At 60.6% G+C, this 15,566-nt stretch carries 12 protein-coding genes; 9 read left to right on the plus strand and 3 right to left on the minus strand.

From position 1 onward, the window contains the following. From ACW9JC_RS22255 to ACW9JC_RS22280, 6 genes are all read left to right on the plus strand, one after another. The coding region (locus ACW9JC_RS22255) for a LuxR C-terminal-related transcriptional regulator (protein ID WP_457457605.1) at positions 1-1,887 on the plus strand (1,887 nt) is incomplete at its 5' end. A gap of 134 nt (positions 1,888-2,021) precedes the next feature. After that, a complete protein-coding gene (locus ACW9JC_RS22260; protein ID WP_457457607.1) occupies positions 2,022-3,374 on the plus strand; it encodes a coniferyl aldehyde dehydrogenase in 1,353 nt (450 codons plus the stop codon). Between the two features lie 28 nt (positions 3,375-3,402). Beyond that, positions 3,403-4,485, plus strand: coding sequence for a Zn-dependent alcohol dehydrogenase (locus ACW9JC_RS22265; RefSeq protein ID WP_448107340.1), 1,083 nt, complete (start codon positions 3,403-3,405; stop codon positions 4,483-4,485). A gap of 145 nt (positions 4,486-4,630) precedes the next feature. Next, positions 4,631-5,824 carry an acyl-CoA dehydrogenase family protein gene (locus tag ACW9JC_RS22270; RefSeq protein WP_457457610.1) on the plus strand — a complete coding sequence of 398 codons (1,194 nt, stop codon included), beginning with the start codon at positions 4,631-4,633 and terminating at the stop codon, positions 5,822-5,824. A gap of 12 nt (positions 5,825-5,836) precedes the next feature. Then, positions 5,837-6,979 carry an acyl-CoA dehydrogenase family protein gene (locus ACW9JC_RS22275; RefSeq protein WP_448107342.1) on the plus strand — a complete coding sequence of 381 codons (1,143 nt, stop codon included), beginning with the start codon at positions 5,837-5,839 and terminating at the stop codon, positions 6,977-6,979. A 97-nt stretch (positions 6,980-7,076) separates the two neighbouring features. After that, the gene (locus ACW9JC_RS22280) at positions 7,077-7,469 is read left to right on the plus strand and encodes a GFA family protein (protein ID WP_416128456.1); all 393 of its coding nucleotides are present in this window, start codon (positions 7,077-7,079) and stop codon (positions 7,467-7,469) included. A 13-nt stretch (positions 7,470-7,482) separates the two neighbouring features. Here ACW9JC_RS22280 and ACW9JC_RS22285 read toward each other — a convergent pair whose 3' ends face one another. Then, positions 7,483-8,358: a serine hydrolase domain-containing protein gene (locus ACW9JC_RS22285; RefSeq protein ID WP_457457613.1), complete on the minus strand. Its 876-nt coding sequence runs from the start codon at positions 8,356-8,358 to the stop codon at positions 7,483-7,485. A gap of 193 nt (positions 8,359-8,551) precedes the next feature. Here ACW9JC_RS22285 and ACW9JC_RS22290 point away from each other — a divergent pair, with 193 nt between their 5' ends. After that, entirely contained in the window at positions 8,552-10,471 is a 1,920-nt protein-coding gene (locus ACW9JC_RS22290; RefSeq protein WP_457457615.1) for a tyrosine-protein phosphatase, read from the plus strand. A gap of 172 nt (positions 10,472-10,643) precedes the next feature. On the opposite strand, the gene ACW9JC_RS22295 is transcribed toward ACW9JC_RS22290, so the two are convergent. After that, positions 10,644-11,585, minus strand: a complete 942-nt coding sequence (locus tag ACW9JC_RS22295) for an AraC family transcriptional regulator (protein WP_457457617.1) — start codon at positions 11,583-11,585, stop codon at positions 10,644-10,646. Between the two features lie 296 nt (positions 11,586-11,881). On the opposite strand from ACW9JC_RS22295, the gene ACW9JC_RS22300 reads away from it, so the two are divergent. Continuing rightward, positions 11,882-12,430 carry a cytochrome b gene (locus ACW9JC_RS22300; RefSeq protein ID WP_457457619.1) on the plus strand — a complete coding sequence of 183 codons (549 nt, stop codon included), beginning with the start codon at positions 11,882-11,884 and terminating at the stop codon, positions 12,428-12,430. A 3-nt stretch (positions 12,431-12,433) separates the two neighbouring features. Here the strand turns inward: ACW9JC_RS22300 and ACW9JC_RS22305 are convergent, their stop codons facing one another. Beyond that, entirely contained in the window at positions 12,434-13,105 is a 672-nt protein-coding gene (locus tag ACW9JC_RS22305; protein ID WP_457457621.1) for a class I SAM-dependent methyltransferase, read from the minus strand. Between the two features lie 134 nt (positions 13,106-13,239). Between ACW9JC_RS22305 and ACW9JC_RS22310 the strand changes: the two genes are divergently transcribed. Then, the gene (locus ACW9JC_RS22310) at positions 13,240-15,444 is read left to right on the plus strand and encodes an OsmC domain/YcaO domain-containing protein (protein WP_457457623.1); all 2,205 of its coding nucleotides are present in this window, start codon (positions 13,240-13,242) and stop codon (positions 15,442-15,444) included. Positions 15,445-15,566 lie beyond the last annotated feature (122 nt).

A 15,566-nucleotide genomic window follows, 5' to 3' on the forward strand; every position in this document is an offset into this window, starting at 1 on the left:
GCGGTCAACTGTGGGAGCGAGCCTGCTCGCGATGAGGCCCTTCCAGACGATGGAAATCTTAAGATCCGTCTGGTTTTCGACGACCTGCCAGCCGAGTTGCCCACTGATCTGAACCACTGGTTCGACCAACTCCTGTCCCTGCACAACCCCCACCTGCACATACTGGTCACTTGCCGCCAACGCCCCGACTGGAACCTGCCGCGCCTGATGCTCAACGGTCAGTTGTTGGAACTGGATGCCAGGCAACTGGCCCTGCGGCCCGATGAGTTCGAATCGCTGATCAATGGGCTGGCACCACATACCGACGCGGCTTTGCGCGTACGGCTCTGGCATGAAACCGGTGGTTGGTGCGCGGGTGTTCGCCTGCTATTGCCGTCGGCATTGGGCAATGCACGGCCGTCATTGCTCGGCCAATACCTCGACCGGGAACTGTTGTCGCGCTTGAGCGAAGCACAGCTGGAGATCTTGTTCGGCCTTGCGCATTTGTCCAAGGCCAGCGCTGAGCTTTGCGAGCAACTCTGGGAGGGGCAGCAGGCCGGTGGGGTGTTCAACAGTCTGCTGGAGTGCCAGGCCTTTCTGGTCCCGGTCGATCATCAGCCCGGCTGGTTCCGCCTGTTGCCTGCCGTGGCGCAAACACTGCAAGGCCAATTGAACGGTGCGCCGCTGAACCGCTTGCGCCTGCGTGCCTGTCAGTTGCTCAGTGTGCTGGGGCACGTCGACGATGCCGTCGAGCAAGCCCTGTGCGCCGATCAGCCGGAAGTCGCCGCCAACTACATGGAGCGTTTGTGGCTCAGCTGGATTCTCGGCGAACGACACCTGAACAAGCTCATGGACTGGCGTGAACGCATCGAACCGCAATTACTGCAAAGCAGTCCGCGTTTGATTTACCTGTGCGCCAAGGCCTTGTTGTTCAGTGGTCGACTGGATGAAGCCGAAGCGTGCCTGCAACGTCTCGGGCACTTTTTGCCGCTGCCCGATCCGCAGCGAAACCAGCGCCTGATGGCCAACTGGCAGGGCCTGTTCGGCACCTTGCACGCCCTGCGCGGCAACACCGAGACGGCTCGCCTGCACTGTCGCGCCGCCCTTGAAGACCTGACCACAGAGGACTGGCTGTCGGTGTTGTTGTGCCAGTGCATCCTGGCGCGCATCGCCATGCAAACCTCTGAGCTGTCCGAGGCGCAAACGCTGCTGCAATCTTCGCTGGAGCTCGCCCGGCGTCAGGGCAGTCATGAATCGGAAGTCTTGGTCAACACGGACAGGGCGCGGTTGATGATGCTTCAGGGCGACTTGAACCAGGCGCAAACGCTGTTGCGCACTGAGCTCAAACGTTTGAACAGCAACCGGGCGCAGCCGTATCCATTGCTCGGTCGGTTACTGTTCCAGCACGGCGAGTTGCTGTTGCAACAGGGCCATATCGGCGAAGCCGAGCAGGTCGCGCAGGCCGGGTTGATACAGGTGCGCGACTGCTGCGCGCCGTTTGTACTCAATGGCTACCTGTTGTTGTCCGAGATTGCCTCGCGCAATCAGCAACCGGAGAAGGCGCACCTGATGCTGTACGAAGCCGAGCGGCGCATGCATTGGGGCAAGATCGACAGCGCTTGTTATGAAGGGCCGATTGCTGCGCAAAAAGCCCGGATTGCACAACGCGAGCAACCGGCACCCACCCGCTTGAGCGTCGTGCCGGATTATCAGGATGACCTGACGCCCCGCGAGGTCTCGGTGCTCAAGTTGCTGGCCGAAGGCATGTCGGTGCGTGAAGTCGGCAGCCGCCTGTTCATTTCAGAAAACACCGTCAAGACCCACGCCAAGAACATCAACGTCAAGCTCGGCGCCTGCCGCCGTACCCAGGCCATCAACAGCGCCAAGGCGATGGGCATCCTCGCTTGAATGTCCGCTGTCTGCCGCCACCCACCTGATCCGGGTGGCGGCGCCGCGCCAGTGATGATCAACCATGCAGCCAGACCCCACGCATGGCTGCCTGAGCGCGGCCGCGTCCTGACAAAAACAAGAGAGAGGTAGTGATGAGCGCCATCGAGAGTTCACCGAGTACCGACATCCGCACGATCCTGGAAAAACAGCGGGCGGCCTTTCTGGCTCGCGAACCCTACAGCCTCGAAGAACGTTGCGAGTTGCTCGATCGGGCGATCGGCTTGCTGGTCAAGCATGAGCAGGAAATCATCGATGCCCTGACCGCCGATTTCGGCCATCGCAGCCCCGGTTTCTCCAAGGGCAGCGAGGTGCTGTCGCCGTTGGCGGCACTCAAGCAGACCAAGGCCGAACTGGCCGAATGGATGCGCCCGGAAAAACGCCAGGCTCGCACCGGTGACGCCTGGGTGCAATATCAGCCGTTGGGCGTGGTGGGCATCGTCACTGCCTGGAACGTGCCGGGCTACATGGTGTTCAGCGGTTTGGCCGGTGCCTTGGCGGCCGGCAACCGGGTGATGATCAAACCGTCGGAATTCACCCCGCAGACCTCGGCACTGATCGCGCGGCTGATCCGCTCGGTCTACGCCGAAGAGGAAGTGGCGGTGGTGCTTGGCGGGGCAGAGGTCGGCCAGACCTTCTGCGGCCAGCCGTTCGATCACCTGCTGTTCACTGGCGCCACCAGCATCGGCAAACACGTGCTGCGCGCGGCGGCGGAAAACCTGGTGCCGGTGACCCTGGAACTGGGCGGCAAGTCGCCGACGATCATTTCCCGCACCGCTGATTTCAAGGACGCGGTGGCCAAGGTGGTCATCGGTAAATTGCTCAACGCCGGCCAGCTGTGCGTGGCCCCCGACTATGTTTTCGTTCCGCGAGAGTCGGTGGATGCGTTCATCGGCGTGGCCAAAGCGGTGGTCGCGAAGTTCTTCCCGACGCTCAAGGACAACCCCGAATACACCTCGATCATCAATGCTCGCCACCACGAACGTTTGCAGGGTTACCTGAACGAAGCACGCGAGGCCGGTGTCGAGCTGATCGAGCTGAACGCCGCCGCTGAAGATTTCAGCGAGGGCGCGCGCAACAAGATCGTGCCGACCCTGCTGCGCAATCCCGGTGATGACTTGCAGGTGATGCAGGACGAGATCTTCGGCCCGCTGCTGCCGATCATTCCTTACGACGACATCAGCGAAGTGATCGCCCGGATCAACGCCCGGCCACGGCCGCTGGCGCTGTATTACTTCGGCAACGACGCCGCAGAAGAGGCACTGGTCCTCACGCGTACCTGCTCGGGCGGCGTGACCCTCAATGGCGTGTTGAGCCATGCCAGCACCGAAGGCCTGCCGTTCGGCGGCGTCGGCCAGAGCGGCATGGGCGCCTACCACGGCATCGACGGTTTCCGCACGTTCAGCCACGCCAAAGCGGTGTTGCGCACAGCGGCCAACCCGGCCTGAACCCCACACTATTCTTGAGAGAACTGCCATGAAAGCTGCCGTATTCCATCAGGTTGGAGCCCCACTGGTCATTGAAGAAGTGGGCATCAGCAAACCGGGCCCGCGTGAAGTGTTGATCCGTACCAAAGCGGTGGGTGTCTGCCATTCTGATTTGCACGTGATCGATGGTTCGTTTCCGTATCCGGGGCCGCTGGTGCTGGGCCACGAGGCGGCCGGTGTGGTCGAACAGGTCGGTTCCGAAGTGCGCTCGGTCAAGCCCGGCGATCATGTAGTCACGTGCCTGACCGTGTTCTGTGGCCATTGCGACCACTGCGTGACCGGTCATCTGGCGCGCTGCGTGTCGCCGGAAACCAAGCGCGGCAAGGATGAAGAGTCGCGCCTGACTTACGTGCAAAAGCCGATCCCGCAATTCGTCAACCTGTCCGGGTTTGCCGAGCAGATGCTGGTGCATGAAAACGCCTGCGTGGCGATCCGTCGCGACATGCCGCTGGACCGCGCCGCTTTGCTCGGTTGCGCCGTCACCACTGGCACTGGCGCGGTGTTCAATACCGCCAAGGTACGTCCGGGCGAAACCGTGGCAGTGATCGGCTGCGGCGGTATCGGCCTGGCCGCGATCAACGGCGCGGCGCTGGCCGGGGCAGGGCGGATCATCGCCATCGACATGCTCGATTCGAAACTGGAACTGGCCAAACAGTTCGGTGCCACCGACGTGATCAACGGCCGCGATGGCGACGCGGCCAAACAGGTTTTGGAGTTGACGCGCGGCGGCGTGCATCACTCCTTCGAATGCATCGGCCTCAAGCAGACCGCCGAGCAGGCGTTCGCCATGCTGGCGCGCGGCGGCACCGCCACTGTGATCGGCATGCTCAAGCCGGGCCTGAAAATCGAACTGGACCCGCTGCAGTTGCTGCACGAACGACGCATCCAGGGTTCGTTGATGGGCTCCAACCGCTTCCCGGTCGACATGCCGCGCCTGGTGGATTTCTACATGGCCGGCAAGCTCAAGCTCGACGAGATGATTTCCCAACGCATCCGCCTCGACCAGATCAACGAAGCGTTCGATGAACTGCGTCGCGGTGAGCTGGCGCGTTCGGTGATCGTTTTCGACTGAACCCCATATTTACCCTGTAGGAGCGAGCTTGCTCGCGATAGCGGTAGGACAGTCAGTGCAAATGTTGAATGTGCAGACGCCATCGCGAGCAAGCTCGCTCCCACAGGGGATTGTGGTTATGCCGAATGGCTTTTGGAGTTGATGGATGGACATTGAATTCTCAGTGCACGAACAAGCCTTTCGCGAGGATGTCCGGGCCTTTCTGCGTGACAATCTGCCAAGTGAATTGTCCGAGCGCATTTCCCTAGGCAAACGCCTGAGCAAAGAGCATCAGGTGCAATGGATGCAGATCCTCGACCGCCAAGGCTGGCTGGCGCCGGGCTGGCCGCAGGAGTTCGGCGGCACCGGATGGAGTGCCGTGCAGAAACATATTTTCGATGAAGAATGCTTTGCGGCGGGTGCACCGAAAGTGGTGTCGTTCGGTTTGAAAATGGTCGCACCGGTGATCATCAAGTTCGGCACAGCGGAGCAGAAAGCGCATTTTCTGCCGCGAATTCTTTCCTGCGAAGACTGGTGGTGTCAGGGCTACTCCGAACCGGGTGCGGGCTCCGATTTGTCGTCGTTGAAAACCCGCGCCGTGCGCGAAGGCGATCACTACGTGGTCAACGGCCAGAAAACCTGGACCACCCTGGCGCACTTTGCCGACTGGATGTTCTGCCTGGTGCGCACGGACCTCGAGGCCCGTCAGCAGCGCGGCATTTCCTTTTTGCTGATCGACATGAAAACCCCGGGCATCACCGTGCGCCCAATCATCACCCTCGACGGCGAACACGAAGTCAACGAAGTGTTCTTCGACAACGTGAGGGTGCCGGTGGCCAATCTGGTCGGGCAGGAAAACGAAGGCTGGACCTGCGCCAAATACCTGCTGACCCACGAACGCACCAGCATCGGCGGCATTGCCCAGAACAAGGCGTTGCTCAGCCGTCTCAAGCGCATTGCCAGTCAGGAAGTGCGTGACGGCAAACCCTTGATCGAAGACCCGCTGTTTCGCACGCAGATCGCTGAAGTCGAGATGCAGTTGATGGCCGCCGAGATGAGCAACCTGCGAACCCTGGCCGCCACTCAAAACGGCGATGTACCCGGTGCCGAAAGTTCGTTCCTGAAGATCAAGGGCACCGAGATCCGGCAGGCCATCACCTACCTGATCAGCAAAGCGGTGGGGCCGTATGCCTTGCCGTTCATTGAGGATGAACTCGGTTATGGCGACGAGCCGTTGCTCTACACCGACTACAGCAGCGCGGCCACCTACCAGTATCTGGATGCGCGCAAAGCCTCGATTTACGGCGGGGCCAATGAAATCCAGAAGAACATCATCGCGAAAATGATCCTCGAACTGTAAGGCGCCACGATCATGGATTTCAAACTGACAGAAGAGCAATTGATGTTGCAGGAAACCGCCGCGCGCCTGGTGCGTGACGTCTACGGTTTCGAGCATCGCGAGCAATACCGCCAGAGCCCACACGGTTTCAGTGCGCCGTTCATGCAGCAATTGGGCGAACTGGGCCTGTGCGCCGTGCCCTTTGCCGAAGTCTATGGCGGATACGGCGGCAGCGGCGTGGAGAACATGCTGATCATGACCGAACTGGGCCGGGGCCTGTGCCTTGAACCTTATTTGCACTCGGTGATTTTCGCCGGTGGCCTGATCGCCCAGTTGGGCAGCAACGCCCAGAAAGACCGGTTGTTGCCGCAAGTCGGCAGCGCCAGCCTGCAACTGGCGGTCGCCCTTGATGAGCCGCAGAGTCACTACCAGTTGCACGACGTTCAGAGCGTCGCCGAGCCGGTCACTGGCGGCTGGACGCTCAATGGTCGCAAGTCGGTGATCATCGGCGGGCAAAGCGCCGGGCTGGTCCTGGTGTCGGCGCGCACCAGCCACGGGGTTCGGGACGAGAAGGGCATCAGCCTGTTCCTGGTCGATCCGCAGGCCAGCGGTGTCCGTCGGCGCATTTTCGAGACCATGGACGGGCGCAAGGCCTGCGAGCTGTACCTTGAAGACGTGTTCGTCAAAAGCGATGCGGTGCTCGGCGAACTGGGCAATGCCTTGCCGGCGCTGCGTTATCAGCAAGGCCGCTGTATCGCCGCACAATGCGCCGAAGCCGTTGGCAGCATGGAAGCGGCGTGCGCATTGACCCTCGATTACCTGAAGACGCGCCAACAGTTCGGCCAGCCGATCGGCAAGTTCCAGGTGTTGCAGCACCGCATGGTCGATATGCGCATCGAGCTGGATCAGGCGACCTCGATGACCTTGCTCGCCGCGTGTGTCGCCGATCAGGCCGACAGTGAAGAACGCAGCCGTATTCTGGCGGCGGCCAAGTTCATCGTCAGTCGCGCCAGTCGTTTTGTCGCAGACCAGGGTATCCAGTTGCATGGCGGCATCGGCCTGACCTGGGAGTACATGCTGTCGCACCATGCCAAGCATTTGCTGATGGTCGCGCGTCAGTTTGGCGACGACGATCATCATTTGCAGGCCTATGCGAAGTTGATGCGGGTGGCGTGAGGCAAAGCCTGTTTATCGAGGACCAATGGTCGGATCGGTCCTGATTGAGCTGCTATTTTTACAAGCACCCACCGCTTGCTTGTAGAGGAGACGCAGCATGGACCGATTCACCGGCGGTTGCCTGTGTGGCAACGTTCGCATTGTGGCCTCGGGACGTCCCTATCGAGTCGGGCTCTGCCACTGCCTCGACTGCCGCAAACATCATGGCGCGCTGTTTTACGCCTCGGCGATATTCCCTCAGGACGCCGTGAAGATCGAGGGTGAAACACGCGACTACGGCGGGCGCTTTTTCTGCCCCCGCTGCGGCTCGTCGGTGTTTGCCCGCAGTGACGACGAAATCGAAGTGAACCTGGGCTCGCTGGATGCCCCGGATCAACTCAAACCCACCTACGAAAGCTGGACCGTGCGGCGCGAATCGTGGTTGCCGGCGTTTCCCCTCGCCAGACACTACGAGCATGATCGTGAGGGAACCGGGCGCGTTGAGGAGTAGGGCACGCAGCCGCTCAAACAGCTTGTCGTAGCGCTTGCATCAACTGCCGCACGCACTGCGCTTCGACAACGCCTTGCTCTGCGCCTTGCTCAAACACCGCGCAACACGCCGAGGTTTCGCCATCGGAGCAACGGTAAACCGCGATGACGCTACCGGGCCCGCCGCCGGTGTGCCCGCAAGAAGTCAAACCGCCCTCGATTTCGCCCTGCATCACACCCAGTCCATAACCCGGGACAACCCAAGGGCGACCGGCAATCGGACCGCCCAAGATCCGCACCGTCTGCATTTGCTCGAGCAATGGTGTGGGCAGAAGATGCCCGGCGAGCAATCGATCGAGGAACAGCGCCGCCTGTGAAACGGGGCCGATCAGCAAACCGTGATAGACCCACGCCGGGTCGTAGTTCGGGCAGGTTTCGGCTAAATCCACGCGGGATGTGGCAAATCGAACATTCGACAGGCCAAAGGGCATCAGCGCGCGTTGACTGACGGCCTCTTCAATCGTCAGCTCCGTGACCTGTTCAATCAGCCTGGCGATAAGCATGTAGCCAACGTTCGAGTAGCGCCAAGCTGTTCCGGGGCTGTATCGAAGCCGGGTGCCTTCCAGACGTTGCATCATTTCCTCCGCCGACCAGGCGGATTCATGGTTGGCGACGGCGGCGTGATAGGGCGCCAGTTCGCCATAATCGGCGAGCCCCGCCTCATGCCGCAGCAGTTGGCGCAAGGTAAAAGGTTGATCGGGGAGCGGGTCGTCCAGCCCGACCCGACCATCGCGCACCAGCGTCAGGGCGGTCGCGGCCAGGACTGTTTTGGTGAAGCTCCACCAAGGGACCATGATCGGCGGTTCATCGGGCGTCAGCGACTGGCCGTTCGAGATGAGTGAAATCAGCATGGATGGCCCTTGGAATGGAAAGTGAGTCGGCAGGATAGCCCATTGAATGTCGAAGATGAGCTCCGCCACGGACAGAAAACGAACCATCCGGACAGATCGCGCACAGATTTCCTGCTCGCGGAAATTTGTAACATTCAATCTCAGTTCGCCACAGATATTAGGCAGCCCAACGCTTTATCAATGAGGCTGCATCGTGTTTCAACGTCTTCTGTGTTCGCTGTCTGTTTTGAGCTTGTCCATCGCGGCCGCGCATGCCGCCGAGTCTGTTCCACTCAACACCCCGCGCCTGAAAGGCATGGACAACTTCCGCGATCTCGCCGGCACCACCACCGCGTACTCGACGGCCAATGACGGCACGATGCGCGCCGGTGTGTTCTACCGCTCCAATGCGGTGACCCCGACCGCAGCGGATCTGACCATTCTCAACAGCCTCGGCATCAAGGCGGTCTACGACCTGCGCACCCCGAGCGAGATCGCCGCTACGCCAGACACGCTGCTGACCGGCGCGACCTACAGCAACATCGACATCATCGGCGCCACCACGTCCGGCTCGAACATCACCAGTATCTCCTTCACCAGTGCCGCTCAAGCCTTCGCCATGATGCAAGAGACCAACCGCGCGTTCGTCAAGGATGCGGGGATGCGCAGCCAGTTCAACAGACTGTTCAACGAACTGGCCGGGGTCGACGGCGCCGCGTTGTTCCATTGCACCGCCGGCAAGGATCGCACCGGCTGGACCGCCGCCGTGCTGCTGAGCATCGCCGGGGTCGACAGCGCTACGATCATGAGCAACTACCTGGCAACCAACGACTACACCGCCGCGCGGATGGCGGCGACCCTCGCGGCAATGCCGCCGAGCATGGCGGCGATCTATGCGCCGCTGCTCGGCGTGGACGCCAGTTATCTGCAAGCCGGCCTGGACCAGGTGACCGCGCAATACGGCAGCATGGACAACTACCTCAAGCAAGGTTTGGGTCTGTCCCAGGAAACCATCTATGTGCTGCGCGGCAAGATGGTCGAATACAACAGCCTGCCCGGTCAGCCAGGCTTTGTCGGCAACGCTGCCGCCGGTGCGCAACTGTTGCAACAGTTGCAGAACTCCAGCCTGTCGGGCACCTACAGCGATTACAACTACTACCTGCAATCGGCGATTGATGCCGGGACGCTCGGCGGCGTCGAGTCCACCGTCGGCGGTCAGGTGCACGCCGATGCTGCCAGCTACCTGCTGCGCCAGAGTGCGCTGATCGATCAAGCCGCAGCGCCGTTCAGCAGCGGCACGGACCTCAAGGTCGGCCAGTATCGGTTGTGGAGTACGGCCCTGGCGGGCTACCTCGGCACCGACGGTTCGTCCCATGCGCAGAGCAGCAACGAACACAGCCAAGGGGCGATGGTGGGCCTGACCCAGCGCTTTTCCGAACAGCTCAGCGCCTATGGCGGCTTCGGCTATAGCAAGGGCAGCGTTGGCGGGGCGGGAGGTGAAGTGGACACCGACCTGACGTTCTTCACCGCTGGCGCACGTTTCGCGCCGGATGGCCTGGAGCGCGGGGTGTTTGTCGATGCAGACGCCAGCGCCGGCTGGCTCGACTACGACAGTAAACGCGACCTCGGTGGCGGCCTCGGCACGGCCAAGGGCGACAGCCATGGCAACCTCAGCGGTTTGACTGTGGCGCTGGGCTACCGTGTGCCGGTCAGCGGCGTGACCCTCGAACCGAGCCTCGGCGTGCGCGTCAGCCATCTGGACCTGTCGGGTTTCCAGGAGAAAGGCAGCGAACTGGCCCTCGACGTCGACGGCATCCAGGAAACCCGCCGCAGTGCCGTGGCCAATCTCAACGCGTCGTTTGCGTCGATCAACATGGGCGCCTGGCAACTGGTGCCGGGTGTGCAGGTGGGCTACGAGCATGTGCTGGGTGATCACGAGGTTGATAGCGAAGGGCATCTGCTGGGCCTGGATATCGAACAGCGCGCAGCCTTCGATAATCGGGATCAGTTCATCGGCGGTGTCAATCTCATGGCCAACCTCGGCGCACTGAGCGTGGGAGCCGAAGTCGGCGCCAGCGGTGGAGGCGACAGCCACGGTAGCTATGGCAGCCTCAAGGCCAGTTATCTGTTCTGACGGAACATATTCACTGGAGCTAATTGTGGGAGCGAGCTTGCTCGCGATGGCGGTGTGTCAGTCGCCATGGGGGTTGGATGTGCTGACGCATTCGCGGGCAAACTCGCTCCCACAGGGTTTTGCGGTGAACACGAGATTTGCGGAGGGCCTCGCTCCCAGCAGCTGATAACAATCAGCCTGGATATCGCATTCGCAAACTCTTTCTCACCTCAGCCGGGCTGACGCCGTAGGCGTTCTGGAAATACTGGCAAAACCTGCCGACGTTGCTGAAGCCGTATTGCAGGGCAACGTCGGTGACCGAAGGTGCGGCGCCTTGGGCCAGTTCGGCGTAGGCACGTTCCAGGCGAACCTGCCGCTGATAGGCAACGATCGACGTCCCCATGAACCGTTGAAAACCATCCTGGAGCGCGCGCAGGCTGACATTGCTTAGCCGTGCCAGATCAGTGCCGCTGACCAAATTGTCGGGATGTTCCTGAATGTATTCGACAGCCAGCTTCACATGCCGTGGCGCGACTTGCGGGGCAGGGTGTTTGAGCGCTTGCGTGAAGTTGTGCGGCCAGGCTTCCAGCACCGCATCAACCAGCATTTCCTGAAGGCGCGAAGGCATCAGCGAGCCCGTGTTCATCAGCAAGTCGAATTCGCTTCCCGTGGCCAGTTCCACCAAGGCCTTGATGCCCTGGAAGGCCGCTGCATTCAGGTCCACCACCGGCTCGAAACGCAACTTGTCGAGGATCGGTTTGCCCAGCAGCGTCGAGAGTCGCTCGGTGAACAGCGCTCGCCTGATCGACACGCCGTAGTGCGCATGATCATCGCTGAAACGCATCGAGCGAACGTCGGCCTTGTCGATCGCCAGGCCAACCTGGGTAAAACCGACCGTCTCAGTGGCGTGATTGAAAATGATCTTGCCGGCGGTAGGAATGACGAAGGTGATTTCGTCCAGCGGGGCCGGAAAGTCAACGCTGAAGTCGCCACGGTAGTACATGCGGCGAAAGCTGACGCCTTCGTGCCTGCCGTAGACGCCGCCGATGATGATGCTGCTCGGCAGCGGCGGTGTGTCGGCGTAAAGGTTGCCGAACATTTTGCAAAACAGCGCGCCAAAGTCGTCGCTGCTCATGTCGTCGGACCGGAGGATTATCTGCTTGCGGGTCGTGCTTGAGTACACCTGAAGTGTCACCTTGAAGGGATGCGCCAAGACGTTATCAGGTGTGAATGACAGGTTGGTGACGCTTGGCGGAACACCGGCACACGTCTCGCCTACAAGTCGACTTATCATTAATTTCCGAATGTTTCCGGGTTAATCAATTAAGTCTCATCGAATAACTCGATCTGATTAACCAACAATTCACGGTTTTTTTGATGACGCAACGCCACGATAATTTCGCCACTATCAATGCTCAGAGGCAGTTCGCGATGGCGAAGGAAGGAAGCTACACCGGCACCGCAAAATGGCTGCATTGGGGCATGGCGCTGATCTGGGTGGCGGCCTGGGTCATCGGGATTGTGGCGACGCATTGGCGCGATGAATTCAACGCTCACCATGAACTCACTTTCCTGCACAAGGCGATGGCCAGCACGTTGCTGTTTCTCATCGTCGCGCGTATCGCCTGGCGGTTGAGTCATCCGGCGCCGGCGCTACCGGATTCGATGAGCCCCATGATGAAGCGCGGCGCGTATGTCGGGCACCTGCTGCTTTACGCCGTGGCGTTGATCGGATTGCCGCTGTCGGGCTGGTATTGGAGTTCGGTCGCGGATAAACCGATCATGGTGGCGGCGTTGTTCGCACTGCCACCGCTGGTCGATCCTGATCAGAGCCTGTACGACCTGGCCAAGGCGATTCACACCTACACGGCCTGGTTGTGTGGCGCCCTGATCGGCGGTCATGTGCTGGTTGCGCTCAAGCATCACTTCGTTGAAAAGGACGACGTACTCAAGGGCATGTTGCCGGAGCGCGGCAACTGATACTTAGCTGCGTCGCTCGGCCACCAGCAGCAACGACTGCGGCAGCGGGCTTTGCGGGTGCTGCGGCTCGCGCAGGCCGGTCAGTTGAAAACCCGCCATGTCCAGCGCAGTGAACCAACTGGACAAGGTGCGCAAGTACCACGGCATCGGTTGCCACCGGCCCTTGAACCCGGCGAAGGTCTCTTCTCGCCAGCCATCCTGATAATCGCCGGCTGCTGCGGCCCACGGATGCAGCGTCTGGATCACCAGCGCGCCGCCGGGGGCGAGCAGGGCGTGCATGGCGGCGAGCAGGGGGATGATGTCCTGGTGCAACAGGGCGAAGTTGGCGCAGATCACGTCGTAATCGCGGCCGATGTCCACTTTCGCCTCCACCAACTCTTCATAACTCGCCAGATGCACCGGCGAAGTGCCTGTCGTCTCCGCCGCCTCGACCAGCGTCGCATCGCCATCCACACCCACCACATGGATACCCCGGTCGGCGAGTGCACGCAATAGCCAACCTTCGCCGCAACCCAGGTCGAGCACGCGCTCGGGCTGACGACTCAGCACCGCCAGCAGGACGGCCTGGTCGGTGACCTGGCGGCGGCTTTCGATGCTGCCGCTGCGCACGGCTTCGATCCAGTTGTGGGCGTTGTCATGCCAGCTTTGCAGGAGGGTGGATTCGAGGGTCGGCATGTCGATGTCCAGCGCTGATGGTTGAAGGAAAGCATAGGACCGGTCGTAGGTCATTGCCGAAAAGCACAAGACTTGCGGCTGAAAAGCCGGATAATGGCCGCCATTCGTTTAGCTCGTTATTCTGGTAATCCCGCATGGAAATCAAGGTCAATTTTCTCGACAACCTTCGACTTGAAGCCAAGTTCGACGACTTCACGGTGGTGGCCGACCAACCGATTCGCTACAAGGGCGATGGTTCGGCACCGGGTCCGTTCGATTACTTCCTGGCTTCGTCGGCGTTGTGCGCGGCTTACTTTGTGAAGTTGTACTGCCAGACGCGCAATATTCCCACCGAGAATATCCGCCTGTCGCAGAACAACATCGTTGACCCGGAAAACCGCTACAACCAGATTTTCAAGATTCAAGTCGAGTTGCCGGCGGATATCTCCGAAAAGGATCGCCAGGGCATCTTGCGTTCCATCGACCGTTGCACCGTGAAAAAAGTGGTGCAGGCCGGGCCTGAGTTCGTGATCGAAGAGGTGGAAAACCTCGACGCCGATGCCCAGGCGTTGCTGATGCCTGCTTCCATTTCGGAAGCGGGCACCTATATCGCCGGCAAGGACCTGCCGCTGGAGCAAACCATCGCCAACATGTCGGGCATTCTGGCCGGCCTGGGCATGAAGATCGAAATCGCTTCGTGGCGCAATATCGTGCCCAACGTGTGGTCGCTGCATATCCGCGATGCGCACTCGCCGATGTGTTTTACCAACGGCAAGGGTGCAACCAAGGAAGGCGCGCTGGCCTCGGCGCTGGGCGAATTCATCGAGCGACTGAACTGCAACTTCTTCTACAACGATCAGTTCTGGGGTGAAGAACTCGCCAATGCGCCGTTCGTGCATTACCCGAACGAGCGCTGGTTCCAGCCGGGCCCTAAAGATGCGCTGCCGGCCGAGATTCTCGATGAATACTGCCTGAAGATTTACAACCGCGATGGCGAGTTGCGCGGCTCGCATCTGTACGACACCAACTCCGGTAATGAAGAGCGCGGCATTGTTTCGCTGCCGTTTGTGCGCCAGTCGGATGGCGAGGTGGTGTACTTCCCGTCCAACCTGATCGAAAACCTGTACCTCAGCAACGGCATGAGTGCCGGTAATACGTTGGCCGAAGCGCAGGTGCAGTGTCTGTCGGAAATTTTCGAACGCGCGGTCAAGCGCGAAATCATCGAAGGCGAATTTGCCCTGCCGGATGTACCGGCCGAGGTGCTGGCGAAGTACCCGGGGATTCTGGCCGGTATTCAGGCGCTGGAAGAGCAGGGCTTCCCGGTGCTGGTGAAGGATGCGTCGCTGGGTGGCGAATTCCCGGTGATGTGCGTCACGCTGATGAACCCGCGTACCGGCGGTGTGTTCGCTTCGTTCGGCGCGCACCCGAGTCTTGAAGTGGCACTGGAACGCAGCCTCACGGAGTTGCTGCAAGGCCGCAGCTTCGAAGGCTTGAACGATCTGCCGCAGCCTACTTTTGAAGGCCACGCGGTGACCGAGCCGAATAACTTCGTCGAGCACTTCATCGACTCCAGCGGCGTGGTGTCGTGGCGCTTCTTCAGTGCCAAGTCGGATTACGAATTCGTCGAGTGGGACTTCTCCGGCCAGGGTGAAAACTCCAACACCGAGGAAGCCGCGACGCTGTTCGGCATTCTCGAAGGCATGGGCAAAGAAGCCTACATGGCGGTGTATGAACACATCGGCGCAACGGCCTGCCGCATCCTGGTGCCGGATTATTCGGAGATCTATCCGGTCGACGATCTGATCTGGGATAACACCAACAAGGCGTTGTTCTTCCGCGCCGACATCCTGAATCTGCATAGCCTGGACGAAGCCGAACTGAAGAGTCTGGTAGAGCGTCTGGTCGAAAGTGAGCTGGACGATTACACCGACATCACCACGTTGATCGGCATCGAATTTGACGACAACACCGCTTGGGGTCAGTTGACGATCCTGGAATTGAAACTGCTGATCTATCTCGCCTTGCAGCAATTCGAAGAGGCGAAAGAAGCGGTGGAAATGTTCCTGCAGTACAACGACAACACGGTTGAGCGCGGCTTGTTCTACCAGGCTGTGAATGCGGTGCTGGAGATGGAACTGGACGAAGACCTGGAGCTGGAAGACTACGAGGCCAATTTCCGCCGGATGTTCGGCAGCGAGCGGATCGACGCAGCGATCGGCTCGGTGAACGGCAGCGTGCGTTTCCATGGCCTGACGCCGACGAGCATGAAATTGGAAGGGCTCGATCGTCATCTGCGTTTGATCGACAGCTACAAGAAACTGCACGCGGCGCGAGCCAAAGTGGCTGCCTTGTCCAGTTGATAGCTGTCGGGTCCTGAACCCGTTTCACATCCGTTTCACCCTGACGCCCGATGCATTGCATCGGGCGTTTTGTTTGTGCGCCAGGCATGGCGCGTTGCGCGCAAGCGCAACTGGCTTGGCTG

The sequence above is a fragment of the Pseudomonas sp. SDO5591_S426 genome (assembly GCF_054070755.1).

Excerpts from the sequence above, each read along its gene's own strand:
- ACW9JC_RS22260 (WP_457457607.1), top strand. The coding sequence starts at position 2,022 with ATGAGCGCCATCGAGAGTTCACCGAGTACCGACATCCGCACGATCCTG.
- ACW9JC_RS22265 (WP_448107340.1), top strand. The coding sequence starts at position 3,403 with ATGAAAGCTGCCGTATTCCATCAGGTTGGAGCCCCACTGGTCATTGAA.
- ACW9JC_RS22270 (WP_457457610.1), top strand. The coding sequence starts at position 4,631 with ATGGACATTGAATTCTCAGTGCACGAACAAGCCTTTCGCGAGGATGTC.
- ACW9JC_RS22275 (WP_448107342.1), top strand. The coding sequence starts at position 5,837 with ATGGATTTCAAACTGACAGAAGAGCAATTGATGTTGCAGGAAACCGCC.
- ACW9JC_RS22280 (WP_416128456.1), top strand. The coding sequence starts at position 7,077 with ATGGACCGATTCACCGGCGGTTGCCTGTGTGGCAACGTTCGCATTGTG.
- ACW9JC_RS22285 (WP_457457613.1), bottom strand. The coding sequence starts at position 8,358 with ATGCTGATTTCACTCATCTCGAACGGCCAGTCGCTGACGCCCGATGAA.
- ACW9JC_RS22295 (WP_457457617.1), bottom strand. The coding sequence starts at position 11,585 with ATGAGCAGCGACGACTTTGGCGCGCTGTTTTGCAAAATGTTCGGCAAC.
- ACW9JC_RS22300 (WP_457457619.1), top strand. The coding sequence starts at position 11,882 with ATGGCGAAGGAAGGAAGCTACACCGGCACCGCAAAATGGCTGCATTGG.
- ACW9JC_RS22305 (WP_457457621.1), bottom strand. The coding sequence starts at position 13,105 with ATGCCGACCCTCGAATCCACCCTCCTGCAAAGCTGGCATGACAACGCC.
- ACW9JC_RS22310 (WP_457457623.1), top strand. The coding sequence starts at position 13,240 with ATGGAAATCAAGGTCAATTTTCTCGACAACCTTCGACTTGAAGCCAAG.